Genomic DNA, 15,128 nt, shown 5'->3' with positions numbered 1-15,128 from the left:
CAAACTATTTCTTAGTTTCACGTGTGCCACCTTTTACTATTGCACATACTGGTATGCCAGTCGCTCTGTACCGTTCCAGCAGTGGATAACGCCACAGTATCGAAATCCCTCTTTCTGCATCAGGTGTTGCATCACTTTGTTGTCGGCATGTGTGTCAACTCGGATGTTCCGATATTGCCGGCGTGCAAAGTCCAGTACAACTCGGATAACCCCTTTCACCTCTCCACTACTTGCCACCCTATGGATGACAGCATACGGTTCATCGTTTAACCATTGTCCGTCGTAGATGACATTGTAGGTGGGATCTGTTCCACCACGTAATACAAAGGTGGCAACAATGGTGTTGCCCTTTTGTATTACATAGCTGTCGCCATTATCCATATCCTCACGAAGGAGTTGATCACCAGGATAGTTCTCGTCCCATTGCCCTGGATTGCCTGTTTCACTCATGAATTTCCGGGCAATGGCAAAAATCTCCTTGAGGCGTGGCAGGTCTTCTGGTGCAGTCTGTCTGATGACGAGATGGTCTGCGAGTGTGATGCTATCTCCCTCGTTTCTGATACACCAAAACGGAACTTTTTTTTCTTGGCAGAATGGTTCCATGCGCCAGGCAGAGTCAAAACCGCTCATCACAAAGTGCATGGGAACCAATAATCCTACTTTAAAGCGCTCTATAAACTGGCGTGCTCCTAATGTATATCCATTGCCAATACGACCATCTATGGGGAACATAACCACATCGAAGCTATCGGCAATCTTCTTGATGTCTTTCAACTCGCCCAAAAACTGCTTCTCTTCTGCCACAGGGTCTATCCATTGGTCACATTCTTCGCTATACACTTTTCCTTCAGGAGTGCCCTCTGCCAAAAAACGGGCAAACCAGTTGCAGAGGTCACCTGCATGGAAGATGCGGTAACCGGCGGTCTCTACTATCCAACTGACCCCACTGTCGTTACTGCCAGTAGCAGTCACTTGGATATGGCTGTCGTTCCACACCATACCCTTGGTCATCCACATATCAGCATCCTCTTTGCACGCTCTATGATGTTTCAGAATATCCTTTGATAGAATATAGGTGATATCAGGCGTGGTGGCTTTCCATGTGAAGATCTCTTTCGTGAAGTGGTCTTCATGGAAATGACTGACAAAGACATATATTGGTTTCTGACTTTGTGGTCCAATAAAGCGCTCCATCTTTTGGGCAGGATCCATCCAGTAGTCAAATACTAGCACGCAATGGTCTGTTTCCAAAACAAAACCGCTGTGGAAGAGATAGGTGAGTCGTATCATCGTGTCTTTTGTTGTCCGAATGCTTATCAGGTTCTTATTCCATATATCTGATCATGTCATCGCGTCTTGGCTTTGCGTATGGAGTCTCTGCTGGATAACCTAAGGCAATACAGTAGAGTAGCTGATAACCCTTGGAGAATGCCATGCGGTCAAGGAATGGCTTGGCAGATGGAGAATCTTGTATCCAGCGTGCAGAACTTCCCAGACAGCATGAACCGATACCTTTATCCCATGCCGAGAGAATGATATTCTCACCCAGCAGTCCACAGTCTATCTGCGACATGTCGTATTCGGTATTGTTGGCGATGCAGATCACACAGGGAGCATTCACAAAGATGTTCTTAAAACCTTTACGCTCAGCAATCTTCGGATTGTCTTTTACTACGGCTTGCGTAATAGAGTCGATGAGGGCAGGAGAGTCAATCACTCTGATTTCATACGACTGTAGGTTTTGACCGTTTGGGGCATTGATACCACATTTCAGAATCTCATTCAGGGTCTCACGATTGATGACAGAGTCTTTGTATGCGCGGATACTTCTGCGACTCATCATCACATCTGTCACCGTTTTTGCAGTATCTGTTGCGGTCGTTACCTGTTGCTTGTTCTCGTTGCATGCCGTAAGCGTCAGCGCGACAGCCATTCCTAATAAAATCTTCTTCATTTTCATTTCTGCTAACTGTTATGCCTAATGAATGGTATCAATGTAACTTATATCATACAAAGATAACCAATAATTGTGAAATACTCATGAAAAAGGTGGCATTTTTATCATTTCTTAAAAAAAAGCACTACCTTTACACCTTGATAACCGAGGGTCGCGTTATCGTGGAGATTCCCCATCACATAAAAGACATAAAACAATGAATAACCGATTGGTCATACTGAGCGATAATCGTACCAATGATGCACGACTGGAAACAGAACATGGACTCTCTATCTATATGGAGGGCCCATCGGGTAAGTTTCTACTCGACACAGGGGCATCGGATCTCTTTGTCCGCAATGCAGCACTGTTGGACATCGATTTATCCGACATCGACTACTGCTTGATTTCCCATGGTCATAGCGACCATATAGGTGGACTGAATGCGTTTCTTACCATCAACAGCAAAGCTAAGGTCATACTTTCTGCACAGATTCCTGGTGCGGAGTATGTATCGGTGCGTCGCTATCAACATTCCATAACCAGTCATGTTGATTTCGATAGGTATCAAGACCGTTTTGTCTTTGTCGATAACAATACCACGGTGGGGCCCGTACAGGTCTATGCCCATATCATGCAACACCACGCACTACCCTTGGGCGATAAAAATCTTTTAATCCGTACTTCGGATGATAGTCTTACAGCCGATGCGTTCCATCACGAACTCGTATTCTTGGTGGATGGAGTGCTCTTCACTGGTTGTGCCCACAATGGACTGTTGAACATACTGGAGACGGTAAAACAACCTTTTGACGTGGCAATAGGTGGCTTCCATCTTTTAGATTCCCATCTGGATCAACACTACGAAACCGATACGCAGTTGCAAGCCATTTCTGCCAGTCTGCGCGAAACATATTCCAACGTTACGTTCTATACAGGCCATTGTACGGGTGATCATTGTTTCGACATGCTGTCAGATCAGAATGATAGGTTGCATCAGTTTCATGGTGGCGATACCATCACTTGGTAGTAGGCGACTTCTTACTATAAGTTTAGAAAAGAATGAGTAAATTTGTAACAGATATATTGCATGAACATAAAATCCGATAACGCATCATGAGAAGTGATAAGGAAATGGAATGGAAAACGCTTGAAACGAAATATCTGTTCAAGCGCAATTGGCTAACCGCCAAGGTGGAAAAGGTTGAGTTACCTGATGGTCGTATATACGATGAGTATTATACGTTAGAATATCCTACGTGGATTAATGTTATTGCCATAACAAAAGATGGTAAGATGATTCTGGAGCGGCAATGGCGGCATGGTTTGAAGATTGTTTCAACCGAAATTCCTGCAGGTGTGGTAGAAAAAGGGGAAAATCCTATGGATGCAGCAAAACGTGAACTTCAAGAAGAAACAGGTTTTGGTGGTGGAACGTGGACACAATTCCTTGTTACGGCTCCAAATCCCAGTGTGATGAATAATCTGTGCTATACCTATTTGGCAGAGGGTGTAGAACTCGTTTCCGATACGCACCTTGATGCCACGGAAGATTTGGAAGTGTTCTTTCGCGATAAAGATGAAGTCTATGAGATGCTACGTTCTGGTCAGTTCTGCCAGGCATTGATGTTGGCACCACTATGGAAGTTTTTTGCCACACGCACGTAAACTGTCAAACCCTCACACGGATCACACGCTAAGTTTTATTTCTTGCTTTCAGACAACTAAATAAAAATTTCTGTGATTTCCGTGATTTGCCTTTGGCTTATTCTCTTGCGACTCAATATCGTGAAACCGAGCTTTCACTCTGTCTTCGCTGCTCCAGAATTTACCATAGGTTAATTCTGTCACGACTCAGCATAGTGAAACCGAGCTTTCACTCTGTCTTCGCTGCTCCAGAATTTACCATAGGTTAATTCTGTCACGACTCAGCATAGTGAAACCGAGCTTTCACTCTGTCTTCGCTGCTCCAGAATTTCCGTGTGACATTAAAAGGGAGCACCAATGCAAAAAAATCCGCTTTCTATGTTAAAATCCAAATATTTTGACCATTATTTTTAATTTATGCTGATATCTTATATTCTGGTGTGATTTGTGTGAGCAATTTTATGGATGCACGAACTGACCATGTTTTATGGTTTGATGACCATAGTGTATGGCAAACTGTGGACAGTGGTGCAGACATTTCAGACAGAGCGTGCATTTCTCTTTTGTCCAAACAGGATAACCGTCCTTACACGTTATGGCTTGTTCTGGACATTGATGCGCACATTGATTGCAACCAATACACTTGTCTTTCATCACGTGGAAATGCTTGGTCTTGCGCTGGCTGTCGTAGGTGAGGTAATACCAGCGTGCCAACCAATGGGGAAGGCGCAGGTAATCGAAGTTGCCTGCCTTGCGAGCCACAGCCCATTCCGTTATTTGGGTAATGGTCTTTTCTGCTTCTTCCGTTTTTCGCATGCACTTCTCGTGATTCGACACGTCAAATAGGGGAGTCCATACATCCACCATCCTCACATTATACTTTGCATCAAGCCACAAGCCTTTATGTTTCAGTAGTTGTTGCATCATATAATGTGCTTGCCCCGTGGAAGTTCCGAATGTAACCACATGGTAGATGAAGTGATGTCGCAAGTCTGTAATATTCAACAGATTGAGAAACCTTACAACGATGTCGGGGAGCCCCCAGAAATAGACAGGGGTGACAAATCCGACGCGTTCGTCCTTGCATAAGGAAAATGAAAATTCGCCATTCCTCATGCAGTCTGTTATTGACACACACTTTTCTTTTGTGGCATGCGCCAGGCATTGTGCCACATGTTTGCTGTTTCCTGTTCCTGAAAAATAAAAAACCATTCGCGTCTTGCTATTATTGATACAAAAGTACCATAGATTTTTTTAATTTTGGTACTTTTGTATGGAAATCTTTTGAACTCCATCGTTTTTTAGGTCATGATATAACTGGTGACACTATGAAAACGAAGGATGAGGTAATAACATTGCTGATGACACAAAGATCTAAAAAATGAGCAGCTGTGCCAACTTCTACAATATTGTCTAAAAAATAACTAAAGATGGATGTTGAAGATAAATATTAATTACAGATAATCTGGAAGCCTATGTGGGTTCGTTAGGCACAAAAGATATATCACTATATTGGCTGACTATTGTCTCTTGACCGAAATGTTTAGCTTGAATTGATATGTGATTTATATAAAAAATCTATAAATAAGTTAAATAAAATTAAATATCAGCTCAAAATTGGGCGAATATTTGCATTTAGGGGGTGTGATGTTGTACATTTGTAAATACCAAAATGATGGCGTCGTAAACAAAAAGGCGCTTTAGCAAAAAACCATATATCATACAACTAAAAATCATTCATTTATGTTTACATGTACTATTCCAAATACCTCCAACTGGTTGCAACATAAGGAGCATGATTGCTCGATTGCCACCCGACCGGTTATCGTTCGGTTCTCGTTCACTTCTCGTTCACTTCTCGTTAGGTCCTCGTTCGTCTCTCGTTCGTCTCTCGTTCGTTATTCGTTAGTCTATCGAAGACCGAACGAGGACCGAACGAGGAACAAGCGAAAAACGAACGAAAGAGCAACGAACGTCGAACGAGATAATAGCGAGAAACTATCGAAGACTTGACGGGAAACTGTCTAACCTGATGGGAAGGGCAGTTTGTAATTCCGATGATTCGTGAGCTCTGTGTGCTCTGTGTGCTCCGTGGATCCATGATTTTGATTTCTGGCTTCCCTCCGATTGGGAATGGTACTTGTTGTTACTTTTGTCCTTAACATGACGCAGACAGAGACAGAAGACTATAAGGTAGAGGTAATATCTATTAGGATATGACCACTGGAAATACACTTTTAAGGACGACTTTTTGTGGTTTTCTACACTTTTAAGGACGACTTTTTGTGGTTTTCTACACTTTTAAGGACGACTTTTGGCGTGGTTTGAAATAAAAAATGTATCTTTGCATTCAGAAATCATCAAGCAATCAGATAGTTATGAAGAGAAAAGCCATCGACTACCTATATCAATGGAAAGCAAGTAACGACCGAAAGCCATTGGTCATGCTTGGAGCCCGCCAGGTTGGCAAAACCTGGCTGATGCAAGAATTTGCCAAAGAGGCCTATAACCATAGTGCGTATGTGAACTTCGAAGACAATGAAATGCTCCGGGAAGTTTTTGCGCATGACTTTGATATTTCCCGCATTATTAATAGCATACAATGGAGTACAGGAGTTTCTATTGATGAGAATACGCTTATTATCCTTGATGAGATACAAGAAGCGCCCAGGGGCATCACCGCGTTAAAGTATTTTGCAGAAAAAGCACCTCAATATCATGTCGTAGCTGTAGGTTCATTGCTCGGAATTGCGATGCATCAGAATGACTCTTTTCCTGTAGGTAAGGTAGATTTTATGCATTTATACCCCCTTACATTCTTTGAATTTTTGGATGCAATCGGTGAAAGTAGGATGGTGGAACTGCTCATGAAAAAGGATTGGAATATGATAACCATGTTCCGGAATAAATTCGAGGAATGTCTGCGACAGTATTATCTGGTAGGGGGAATGCCGGCTGTAGTCCAGTCTTTTGTCTGTGAGGGGAATCTGTCTAAAGTCAGAAACATTCAAAAAGGAATCTTTGAAGCGTATGAGCGTGATTTTTCCAAACATGCACCGGCTATAGAAGTTCCACGTATCCGAATGGTATGGAAATCCATTCCATCCCAGCTCGCCAAGGAAAACAAGAAATTTATCTATGGTGCTGTGAAGAAAGGGGCCAGAGCAAAGGATTTTGAGCTCGCCATCGAATGGCTGAAAGATGCAGGGTTAATCTATAAGGTGAACCGCTGCAAGAAGGCCCTGTTGCCTTTGGCTGCATATGAAGATTTCTCTGCTTTTAAGTTATTTCTGTCTGATGTGGGACTGATGGGAGCCATGAGCAATATTCCTATCCAAAGCTTGTTGGAAGGAAATGTGTTGTTTTCTGATTTTAAAGGGGCGCTGACAGAACAGTATGTCCTGCAGCAGCTTAAGGAGAAAGCTTCTTTGTCAATCTATTATTGGTCGGCAGATAATTCACGTGGTGAAATTGATTTCCTGGTGCAGGATGAGGAAAGAATCATTCCGATAGAAGTAAAGGCTGAGGAAAATTTACAAGCTAAGAGTCTGAGGGTGTTTGTGGAACGTAATCAGGGATTAAAAGGTGTGCGCCTATCTATGTCACCTTATAGAGAGCAGGATTGGCTTGCCAATTATCCTTTATATTCTGTATCTGCAATAATCGAATAATTAGTGGACCCTATTTATAAGATAGAGGGGCATTGAGGGACAACTTGGGACATCTTGAATAACCGGAAATCCTTAATGACCTTAATGATCGGAAGTTAGCATCATGTGGAACTCAGTGGTGTGCATGTCGCTGATTACATCACGGCTGATGATTACGTCGCTCTGCAACAGCCAGCGCAAGGCTACCTGTGCAGCAGTCTTGCCATATTTCTCGCCAATCTGGGTGAGGGTAGGGTTGGATCAGGTTCCACCTGATAAACACCATAACCCAATTGTGGCATTTCCACGCCATTGCTTAACTTTATCTTCTTCATAATTGTAAAATCATATAGTTGCTATTTTATCTTGTTATATTCCTCATCGCTTACAGCCTCCTGCCATTCGTTGGATGTGTTTTCGCCAGGTATTTCAAAGGCGAGGTGGGCAAACCAGCTGTCTTTTGCGGCACCATGCCAATGCTTCACGTTGGCAGGAATATGGATGACTGTGCCGGGGAGGATTTCCTGCGCAGGCTTGCCTTCTTCCTGATACCAGCCACGTCCGGCTACGCCTACCAGCATCTGTCCGCCACCCTTTGTGGCGTGGTGCGTGTGCCAGTTGTTACGGCAACCAGGCTCAAAGGTAACATTGAAGAAAGGTATCTGACTGTCGGATATTTGTGCCAGATAACTATTACCTTTGAAGTATTTGGCGTAAGCGGTGTTGGGTTCGCCAACAGGGAATATCATCTCACGCTGGAATGCAGCCTTGGCATCTTCTCCTTTCACGTCCTCGTTCCATACCTCCTTTGCCAGATTGAAGGCAACCCAGGCCTTTGGCCAGCCGGCGTAGAAGGCGATGTGAGTAATAATCTCTGCCGCTTCCGTGCGGGTAATTCCGTTATTCTTTGCCGACTGCAAGTGATATTTCAGTGAGTTGTCGGTGATTCCTTGGCTGATGAGCGAAGTGATTGTTACCAAACTGCGGTCGCGCAATGAAAGCAGGTCATTGCGGCTCCATACTTCTCCGAAGAGGATGTCGTCGTTGAGGTGGGCGAACTCCGGGGCAAACTCACCCAGCTGGGTGCGCCCTGCTGTCTGTACTATTTTCTGTTGTGCCATTATATTAAATGAAATAGTCGTTAATATGATGAATGTTGCAAAAGCTTTCATAAAAGCCCTCCTTAATAGTTATTCCTTAAACAGATTTTCCTAACTCGTATGCTTCCTGCAATTTCTGGTTGCCTTCGATGGTGCGTGGCGCGTCAACACCTCCGCAGAACAGCGTGCCAGCAAGATGGCTCTTAGGGTAACAGTCAATCCATCCAGTCAATCCAGCTTCAGCACGTTTCGGTACTTCTGGTTCATCTTCGGCAGCAGTAGTGAGCATGTAAACATCTCGGAATTTGTAGTCGAGCGAGTACAAAGCATTCATGCGGTCGATGAGGGTCTTCATTTGTCCGCTCATCTCATAATAATATATAGGTGTTGCCCAGCAAACCACATCGGCATTCAGCACCTTCTGCATGATGTCGTTCACATCATCTTTGATGACACACTTGCCCAACTTCTGACATGCCAGACAGCCTTTGCAAAACTTGATGTCTTTTCCTGCAAGCGAAATCTTTTCCACTTCATGCCCTGCAGCCTTGGCACCTTCAATAAACTGATTAGCGAACATGTCGCTATTTGAACCAGTACGCAGACTGGTAGAGATTACGATTATTTTCTTCATTGTATCATTTTTTTTTAATTCTTCTTCAGGAACTCTTCAATGTATTAAGAATAACAGTTATTCTATACATACTTCATTATATCTACGCAGTTTTGCGATACTCGCTTGGTGTCTTGCCCGTCTGTGCCTTGAAAAAGCGGACGAAGTGCTGAGAATATTCAAAGCCGAGGTGCTGGCTGATTTGTGTAATGCTGAGGGTTTCATCATCAAGTAGTTGGCGGGCTGCAGAAAGCAGTCGGTCGTTAATCAGACTCTTTGCAGTTCTGCCTGTCTCGGTCTTGACTAATTCTCCGAAATATTTAGGCGAATAGCAGCATTTGTCGGCAAAGTAAGCTACGGTAGGCAGACCTTCATGCTCCGCCTTCTGGGCAATGTATTCATCGAGCAGAGAGATGAATTTCTTGACCACCGAATGATTTATTTCCTCGCGTGTGATAAACTGTCGGTCGTAGAAGCGCAGACAATAGTTCAGCAACAACTCGATGTTAGAAACGATGAGTTCGCGCGAATGCTTATCTATAGGATGCTGCAGTTCCTGCTTAATCATTGAGAGCACATCACGGAAGATGTTTACCTCGGCAGTGGATAAGTGTAATGCTTCGTTGCTTGTATAGTCGAAAAACTCGTATCGGGAGATGTTTTTGCCAAGCTGGGTGCGGTTGAGCAGGTCGGGATGGAAAGCCAATACCGTATATTTGGCAAACGGAACACCTGGAATGGGTTCTACCTTAATCGACTGTCCTGGAGCAAACGAGGTGACGGTCATCTCGTCAAAATCATATTCTGTTCTTCCGTATGACAATTTGCAGCCCTTGTTTTCCTTCAGAAAGAGGGCATAAAGTCCGTAGTGATGCACAGCCTCCTGTATAGGAGAGGCATTCTCTACACGCACAACGCTTACCATGGGATGAAGCGTTTTCACCCCTATGAAGTCGTTAAACTCCTGTATGGTATTAAAGAATAATTCCTTCATAATCCTATGCTTTTAAATTTCTGCAAAGATACGCACATTCTCCTAAAGAGCTTATACCTGGTTTTCGGAAGATATTACCATTATCGGAGATTTATTCCATTCTTCCATATTTCATTTCCACGCCTTCCTTATCATATTGCTTGCGCTTGCCGGTTGGTGGCTCAGTAAGCGTGATGCGAACAACAGCCGTGCGCGATAGGGAACGGGCGATGCTCTGGTCGAAAGCATCCATGTGTTGAGGAAGGAAACGTTCACAGATCAGTCGGAGGCCATGAATCTTCTCTGCATCCTCTGTCACGATTTCTGCCTTGCCGAATGCAATGGCTGATTTGAATTGCAGGGTGAAACTGCCGTCCTTCGGACCAACCGTAGGCGCACAACGGGTTACGGCCGAAAGGCAAACCTCAGGATGAGCCTTGATTGCCTCCAGTTTCTTGCCTTCCAAGGCACCATGAAAATACCAATTCACATCATCATCTGATGCGAGTGACAGGGGTAAACCATAAGGCTTGCCGTCTTCGTCAATAAAACTGACCGTTATATACGGAGCCTTGTGCATTACTTCCAAAGCCCACTCACTATCCATTGCTCTTGATTCCTTTCTCATTGTTATTCTTTGTACTTAAATACTTTAACCATATCCTTGTCGCCACCCACGAGCTGGCTGCATTTATTCAACATACCAGTATCGACGAAACCGCATTTCTCCATGACCTTTCCTGATGCAGGATTTCCGGTGAAATGATCAGCCCAGATGTTATCGAAATGCTTCTTTCATTCAAATCTGATCATTTTTGCAAGTTCCATAAAATAGTCATTCGACCAAATATCCAACTCTTTGGGATTCCTGACAAAAGGCAACACGTCTGCCTTTATTTGATTCATGTCTGCCGTGGTAAGTCTTTCATTCAGTTTTTGAAGGAACGTCTCCTTGTCAAGCTCTTCGTGATTGAACTGTAAGGCTCTTTCGCACAAGTGAGTAAAGTCAAGAGGAACATTGTGGCGAACATACCATTCGAAGTCATACCAATCACGTCCCTTGACTCTGTTCTTCCAGGCACGATACACCAGTGCATGCATCTTTCCTGCAAAGAGAGCTGGCAAAGTGAAACATCGTGTCATGAAAGATTGGGGGAGCAGAAGCAACTTCTGTTCTGTTTGGAATTTCAAAGGAGGTTGAGTATCAACTTCAATCTTGATCTTAACAGATTTCTCAGTTTGGAATGTAATATCATATACATCTGTGTTGTCTTTCAGAAAGGCAGACTCCACTTTGCCAAAGTTCTTTTTGTCCTTCTTTCTGATCTCAACCTCTCTACCCACCATAGCGAATTGGTCAATGATGGGCTGAAAATAATGTGTAAAATCAAAGTTTTCATTCGGAGCAAGCAGGGAAAAATCCATATCCTCAGAGAAACGCTGCAATCCATGGAATATACGCAGACATGTTCCACCATAGAAAGCTGCCTCGTTGAAAAAGCCACCATTGTAAAGACCAGAAAGAATAATCTGCTGGTTGACCTCAAAGATAGCATTGCGCTTTTGCAGTTCGGTCGTTATGTCATAGCTCGAAAGCATTTGATTGAATATCTCGTTTGTATTCATTTCCTTAAATATTTAATTAGAGTTTCTATGGATTTAGACTTTTTTCCAACCTGAGCATATCGCTCAAATATACTTATGTCCATATTTCTGAAATCATCTATTTCCATTCGGATGTCCTCCTCCAAATAGTTCTCTACATCCTTCAGGTAACGTAAATTAACCTTCGGAGAATTTGCGATTAAGTCACAGAGAGCTTTTTCTGGTGTTGCCATCAGAAAGGCGTAACTCTGCATATTGATGCTTGTAATCCCTATTGAAAAGGCTTCTCTTGACATGTTCTTATACTCAAAACGCCCGACAGGAGTATCAAAACTACGGGAGTGCTTTAGTGTCATAGACTGAGTAGTATAAACAGCTTCTGGTATTAATCCATAATAACGTAAGGCTGTCTGCATAGACACATACGAAGGAGCATAAAGATGATTGGCTATCAGTTCTGTGGATAGAGCAACACGAGACACATTTGGGGCTACCACATAAAGCCCCTTCTTGAGTCGGATAATTTTATGAGCCGCCTCAAGACTGCGTACTTTCTGATTTCCTGCTTCAATGTTTGTAAACAATGAAGCTATAGCTGAAGTACTGACTGGTATGTTACCTATATGTTCTAAATCCATTATCATGGTGCAAAAATAGTAAAATTTGGAATAGAAAACGAACTTTTACTTGCTTTTCTGTTCTATTTTTGGCTATTTTAACAAGTTGCTTAGTTAGACCGCTAAACATTGATGCAGAAATCAGGCTACATACTCCGAGTCTGAATAGTGCTCCTGTTCCATAGCATTCTCATTGCCCACATCAGAATTGCATCTTCGGCTGAGCCTTGCCAGCGAGAATGAGAATCTTCTTAGCGTTACGATAAATATGAAGCTGTCGTGAGCGAACCACGGCTGTCAACCCCTCATCATTCTGCATGGCTTGCCAGATAGGATAATATATTCCCTCAGGTTCAAACAACTTTTTTTGAAGATGCGAACAGAGGTTTGTTGTATCAATAGTTATTGCCATATTTCCTTCAACTTCTTCTTATCACTTTAAAATCCCAATTCTACATCCTTGCCGAATGGTGCGAGCGAAAGCCCAGCCATCTTGAAATGCTGTTTTCCCCAAGGAATGCCGATAATGGTTATACATAAGAGAATGCCGAAGAACAGATGCATGATGCAAGCCCACAATCCTCCGAAAAACAGCCAGAGTAAATTCAGCGGAATGCGAATGCAACCAGTTGGACTATTCGATTCTCTTACTGTAGAACCAAAAGGCCATAGGCAGAGCAGACCAATCTTGAATGTCTGTATCGCAAAGGGAATGCCGATGATGGTACATGCAAGAGCCAGACTTCCGGTAAAATAACCGATGGCAGCTTCGAGACCTCCGAAGAGCCACCAAAGTAAGTTTCCTATTATGCGCATAAGATTATTCTTTTATATTCTTGTTAATTTCTTGCCATTCCTGATGCTCTTCCAGATGATTGGTCTTTACCAGTACGCTCTGAAAGCCGAAATTTCTGCCAGCCTCGGCATTCTCGGCACGGTCATCGAAATAGAGGGTGGTGGCAGGATTCAATCCTGTCTGCTGTCTCATCTCTTCATAGATTTCGATGGATGGCTTCTCTTTCCGCATGGCGTATGAGAGGAAGATTTCATCAAACAGCTCGTCTGTGGAATATCCCTGTTGCTTCATCAGACTGACCGATTTCTGCCAAAGCGTGTCGTTGATGTTGCTGAGCAGATAGACCTTGTATCGTTTCCGAAGCTTGACCAATGCCTCCAGTCTTTCCATAGGCAGATTGCCACACAGCTCTTCAAGTACTTTTTCAATATCCTCTGTTGTGGTTCCTTTGCGGCAAAGGCTCAGCATCTCTTTCAAAGTTTCTGCTTCCGCTACCAGACCATTAATATATTGGTGCATCAGTCTCTTGATCTTGCGGACATGGATTAGTCGCATGAACGCCGTAACGCCCAGGCTCTCCATGGCTTTTACAACAGAGGCATCATCAATATTCACGATGACACCTCCATAATCAAAGACGAGTGTTTCTATCTGTTTCATGCTCATTTTCTTATTGTTACAATTCTCTTATGACATGCTTGATGGCAGCTATCGGGTGATACCAAATCATTCTCGGTCCCGCCCAGCGCATCACTTTGCACATTCGTTCTTTCATCTGAGGGCGATAGCAGTGGATGGGACACTTCTTGCAAGTTGGTTTGTTATCGCCAAACTTACAGCGTTCCAGCCTTGCAGTAGCGTACTGTAGCAACTCTTGGCACCCAGGACATAATTCATTATTGCCCTCCTTCTTCCTGCAGTACAAACGTATCATCTGCTCCACAACTCGCTGCTCTTCCTTTATTCTTTTCATCTTTTTATATTAAGAATGGATCAAGCGTAGCCAGCAGTTCGGCTTTATCTACCACACCGCTTGTGCGCCACAATACTTCTCCGTTGCGGAAGAGCATCAGTGTAGGCACGGATTGGATGCGGTATTGGCTTGCTGTTACGCCATACTTATCTACATCCACCTTGATGATTCGGATGCGGTCGCCCAACACACTCTTCACCTGCTCCAGAATGGGGTGCATCGCCTTGCAAGGTTGGCACCATGTAGCAAAGAAATCGACCAGAACAAGCTGGCCACTGTTTATTACATTATTGAATGTCTCCATAATTATTTATCTATCTCCGTGAAACGATTAAAAGTTTACTGAAAACTTCATCAACATTTTCTTGGCAAGGGGAGCGTACCAGGTCTTTACCTCCTGCTCTGTAGGCGTATGACCGCCAGGGAAATGGAAGGTTTGATTGTAATGCTCTAGGAAGAGAGGGGCGAAATGAGCCAGGGTGTCCTGTTCACCAAATAGTCCCCACACACGATTCTTATAATATGGGGTGCAATGGTCAAACTGTACGGCTTCCAACTCCGCAAACTCCTTAATCAACGCCTCGTCAATCACCAGCCGCTGATTGCCGTCTCTTCTCGGCGCCTTGTATTCATGCTCTCCGATTCGCTCCTTCAGAAACTCCGTCATCATGAAATACGGATTGCCCAGCAGGGCAGGGATGCCCACCACCGGAGCCAGCATCTGGGCAAGGAAAGAGCCGCAGCTGTTGCCCAGAAGTAAGTCGGGCTGTTCCCGGTCGATGATGGAGCGAATCTCCTTCAGTGCCTCCTTGGGGTGCAATGGGAGGTCGGGAGTCAGCACCACCGCTGTCCCCTCAAACGCCTCTTTCAATGCCTTCGCCATCGGACAACTGCCCGTGGCGAAGAATCCGTGTAGAAAAAGTATCTTCTTCATGTGTGCAAAGATAGTGCAAAACGAAGACAATACAAAATGAATGCAAGTTCATTTATCTGAGAGAAAATAAAATAATACCCCAGTTCGGGATAATAAATAGCTTGTAAAAAGTTGGTAGTCTTACAAATATTTTGTATCTTTATAGGTGAAAATCAATTAGTTACAAAAATATTTAATATGACTACCGATTGCAAAGTTACAGAATTATTTTGTATTATAGACGAGTTTTGCAAACATTTTGATGCAGAAAATGCAGGAAATTTGCTGGAAGACAATAGCGGAGT

The 15,128-nt window shown here is 43.6% G+C and carries 19 protein-coding genes and 2 pseudogenes; 4 read left to right on the top strand and 17 right to left on the bottom strand.

All coding sequences use genetic code 11. The features are described 5' to 3' along the window. Window positions 1–36 precede the first annotated feature (36 nt). The 3 genes and pseudogenes from CIK93_RS14055 to CIK93_RS00095 form a co-directional block, all read right to left on the bottom strand. The gene (locus CIK93_RS14055; RefSeq protein WP_371591459.1) at window positions 37–516 is read right to left on the bottom strand and encodes an N-acetyltransferase; all 480 of its coding nucleotides are present in this window, start codon (window positions 514–516) and stop codon (window positions 37–39) included. 15 nt (window positions 517–531) lie between these two features. Next, window positions 532–1,287, bottom strand: a pseudogene (locus CIK93_RS00100) (MBL fold metallo-hydrolase); the annotation flags it as partial. Between the two features lie 37 nt (window positions 1,288–1,324). Next, window positions 1,325–1,960 (bottom strand): nitroreductase family protein, encoded by a 636-nt coding sequence (locus CIK93_RS00095; RefSeq protein WP_094446216.1) that lies wholly within the window; start codon window positions 1,958–1,960, stop codon window positions 1,325–1,327. 193 nt (window positions 1,961–2,153) lie between these two features. On the opposite strand from CIK93_RS00095, the gene CIK93_RS00085 reads away from it, so the two are divergent. Both CIK93_RS00085 and CIK93_RS00080 read left to right on the top strand, forming a co-directional pair. After that, on the top strand, window positions 2,154–2,966 hold the full coding sequence (locus tag CIK93_RS00085) for an MBL fold metallo-hydrolase (protein WP_094391590.1): 813 nt from the start codon (window positions 2,154–2,156) through the stop codon (window positions 2,964–2,966). An 86-nt stretch (window positions 2,967–3,052) separates the two neighbouring features. Further along, window positions 3,053–3,604, top strand: a complete 552-nt coding sequence (locus tag CIK93_RS00080; protein ID WP_094391589.1) for an NUDIX hydrolase — start codon at window positions 3,053–3,055, stop codon at window positions 3,602–3,604. A 438-nt stretch (window positions 3,605–4,042) separates the two neighbouring features. Here CIK93_RS00080 and CIK93_RS00075 read toward each other — a convergent pair whose 3' ends face one another. Further along, window positions 4,043–4,795, bottom strand: a complete 753-nt coding sequence (locus CIK93_RS00075; RefSeq protein WP_094391588.1) for an EFR1 family ferrodoxin — start codon at window positions 4,793–4,795, stop codon at window positions 4,043–4,045. A 1,166-nt stretch (window positions 4,796–5,961) separates the two neighbouring features. Here CIK93_RS00075 and CIK93_RS00070 point away from each other — a divergent pair. Then, on the top strand, window positions 5,962–7,254 hold the full coding sequence (locus CIK93_RS00070; RefSeq protein ID WP_094446214.1) for an ATP-binding protein: 1,293 nt from the start codon (window positions 5,962–5,964) through the stop codon (window positions 7,252–7,254). Between the two features lie 182 nt (window positions 7,255–7,436). On the opposite strand, the gene CIK93_RS13975 is transcribed toward CIK93_RS00070, so the two are convergent. The 13 genes from CIK93_RS13975 to CIK93_RS00005 form a co-directional block, all read right to left on the bottom strand. After that, window positions 7,437–7,568 (bottom strand): hypothetical protein, encoded by a 132-nt coding sequence (locus tag CIK93_RS13975; RefSeq protein ID WP_256387567.1) that lies wholly within the window; start codon window positions 7,566–7,568, stop codon window positions 7,437–7,439. Between the two features lie 21 nt (window positions 7,569–7,589). Next, window positions 7,590–8,405 (bottom strand): carboxymuconolactone decarboxylase family protein, encoded by an 816-nt coding sequence (locus CIK93_RS00065; RefSeq protein ID WP_094446213.1) that lies wholly within the window; start codon window positions 8,403–8,405, stop codon window positions 7,590–7,592. A 25-nt stretch (window positions 8,406–8,430) separates the two neighbouring features. Further along, window positions 8,431–8,967, bottom strand: a complete 537-nt coding sequence (locus tag CIK93_RS00060) for a flavodoxin family protein (RefSeq protein ID WP_094446212.1) — start codon at window positions 8,965–8,967, stop codon at window positions 8,431–8,433. 82 nt (window positions 8,968–9,049) lie between these two features. Next, window positions 9,050–9,940 (bottom strand): AraC family transcriptional regulator, encoded by an 891-nt coding sequence (locus tag CIK93_RS00055; protein WP_094446211.1) that lies wholly within the window; start codon window positions 9,938–9,940, stop codon window positions 9,050–9,052. Between the two features lie 91 nt (window positions 9,941–10,031). Continuing rightward, entirely contained in the window at window positions 10,032–10,547 is a 516-nt protein-coding gene (locus tag CIK93_RS00050) for a pyridoxamine 5'-phosphate oxidase family protein (RefSeq protein WP_094446210.1), read from the bottom strand. Between the two features lie 167 nt (window positions 10,548–10,714). Beyond that, window positions 10,715–11,545, bottom strand: coding sequence for a nucleotidyl transferase AbiEii/AbiGii toxin family protein (locus CIK93_RS00040; protein WP_094446209.1), 831 nt, complete (start codon window positions 11,543–11,545; stop codon window positions 10,715–10,717). Further along, window positions 11,542–12,168: a hypothetical protein gene (locus CIK93_RS00035; RefSeq protein ID WP_094440158.1), complete on the bottom strand. Its 627-nt coding sequence runs from the start codon at window positions 12,166–12,168 to the stop codon at window positions 11,542–11,544. Before CIK93_RS00035 ends, CIK93_RS00040 begins: the two co-directional genes overlap by 4 nt. Before the next feature lie 175 nt (window positions 12,169–12,343). Next, window positions 12,344–12,547, bottom strand: a complete 204-nt coding sequence (locus tag CIK93_RS00030; RefSeq protein WP_094446228.1) for a hypothetical protein — start codon at window positions 12,545–12,547, stop codon at window positions 12,344–12,346. 32 nt (window positions 12,548–12,579) lie between these two features. Beyond that, a complete protein-coding gene (locus CIK93_RS00025) occupies window positions 12,580–12,957 on the bottom strand; it encodes a YccF domain-containing protein (protein ID WP_094391580.1) in 378 nt (125 codons plus the stop codon). A 4-nt stretch (window positions 12,958–12,961) separates the two neighbouring features. Beyond that, window positions 12,962–13,597, bottom strand: coding sequence for an HAD-IA family hydrolase (locus tag CIK93_RS00020; protein ID WP_158215443.1), 636 nt, complete (start codon window positions 13,595–13,597; stop codon window positions 12,962–12,964). Between the two features lie 16 nt (window positions 13,598–13,613). Next, complete coding sequence (locus CIK93_RS00015; protein WP_094391578.1) at window positions 13,614–13,910, bottom strand: nitrous oxide-stimulated promoter family protein; 297 nt, start codon at window positions 13,908–13,910, stop codon at window positions 13,614–13,616. A gap of 4 nt (window positions 13,911–13,914) precedes the next feature. Next, on the bottom strand, window positions 13,915–14,214 hold the full coding sequence (trxA, locus tag CIK93_RS00010) for a thioredoxin (RefSeq protein ID WP_022121765.1): 300 nt from the start codon (window positions 14,212–14,214) through the stop codon (window positions 13,915–13,917). A gap of 27 nt (window positions 14,215–14,241) precedes the next feature. After that, window positions 14,242–14,844, bottom strand: a complete 603-nt coding sequence (locus tag CIK93_RS00005) for a YqiA/YcfP family alpha/beta fold hydrolase (RefSeq protein ID WP_094391577.1) — start codon at window positions 14,842–14,844, stop codon at window positions 14,242–14,244. Between the two features lie 177 nt (window positions 14,845–15,021). Here CIK93_RS00005 and CIK93_RS13820 point away from each other — a divergent pair. Further along, window positions 15,022–15,128: pseudogene (locus CIK93_RS13820) on the top strand (IS982 family transposase); the annotation flags it as partial.

Source organism: Prevotella sp. P3-92 (assembly GCF_002251205.1).
Taxonomy (GTDB): Bacteria; Bacteroidota; Bacteroidia; order Bacteroidales; family Bacteroidaceae; genus Prevotella.
The sequence above is the reverse complement of the archived record's forward strand: the minus strand, read 5'-3'. Positions and strand labels throughout refer to the sequence as shown.

Coding starts and splice junctions, on each gene's coding strand:
- CIK93_RS00055 (WP_094446211.1), bottom strand. CDS start 9,940: ATGAAGGAATTATTCTTTAATACCATACAGGAGTTTAACGACTTCATA.
- CIK93_RS00015 (WP_094391578.1), bottom strand. CDS start 13,910: ATGAAAAGAATAAAGGAAGAGCAGCGAGTTGTGGAGCAGATGATACGT.
- CIK93_RS00040 (WP_094446209.1), bottom strand. CDS start 11,545: ATGAATACAAACGAGATATTCAATCAAATGCTTTCGAGCTATGACATA.
- CIK93_RS13975 (WP_256387567.1), bottom strand. CDS start 7,568: ATGAAGAAGATAAAGTTAAGCAATGGCGTGGAAATGCCACAATTGGGT.
- CIK93_RS00070 (WP_094446214.1), top strand. CDS start 5,962: ATGAAGAGAAAAGCCATCGACTACCTATATCAATGGAAAGCAAGTAAC.
- trxA (WP_022121765.1), bottom strand. CDS start 14,214: ATGGAGACATTCAATAATGTAATAAACAGTGGCCAGCTTGTTCTGGTC.
- CIK93_RS00075 (WP_094391588.1), bottom strand. CDS start 4,795: ATGGTTTTTTATTTTTCAGGAACAGGAAACAGCAAACATGTGGCACAA.
- CIK93_RS00050 (WP_094446210.1), bottom strand. CDS start 10,547: ATGAGAAAGGAATCAAGAGCAATGGATAGTGAGTGGGCTTTGGAAGTA.
- CIK93_RS00060 (WP_094446212.1), bottom strand. CDS start 8,967: ATGAAGAAAATAATCGTAATCTCTACCAGTCTGCGTACTGGTTCAAAT.
- CIK93_RS00035 (WP_094440158.1), bottom strand. CDS start 12,168: ATGATAATGGATTTAGAACATATAGGTAACATACCAGTCAGTACTTCA.
- CIK93_RS00080 (WP_094391589.1), top strand. CDS start 3,053: ATGAGAAGTGATAAGGAAATGGAATGGAAAACGCTTGAAACGAAATAT.
- CIK93_RS00065 (WP_094446213.1), bottom strand. CDS start 8,405: ATGAAAGCTTTTGCAACATTCATCATATTAACGACTATTTCATTTAAT.
- CIK93_RS00020 (WP_158215443.1), bottom strand. CDS start 13,597: ATGAAACAGATAGAAACACTCGTCTTTGATTATGGAGGTGTCATCGTG.
- CIK93_RS00085 (WP_094391590.1), top strand. CDS start 2,154: ATGAATAACCGATTGGTCATACTGAGCGATAATCGTACCAATGATGCA.
- CIK93_RS00005 (WP_094391577.1), bottom strand. CDS start 14,844: ATGAAGAAGATACTTTTTCTACACGGATTCTTCGCCACGGGCAGTTGT.
- CIK93_RS00025 (WP_094391580.1), bottom strand. CDS start 12,957: ATGCGCATAATAGGAAACTTACTTTGGTGGCTCTTCGGAGGTCTCGAA.
- CIK93_RS00095 (WP_094446216.1), bottom strand. CDS start 1,960: ATGAAAATGAAGAAGATTTTATTAGGAATGGCTGTCGCGCTGACGCTT.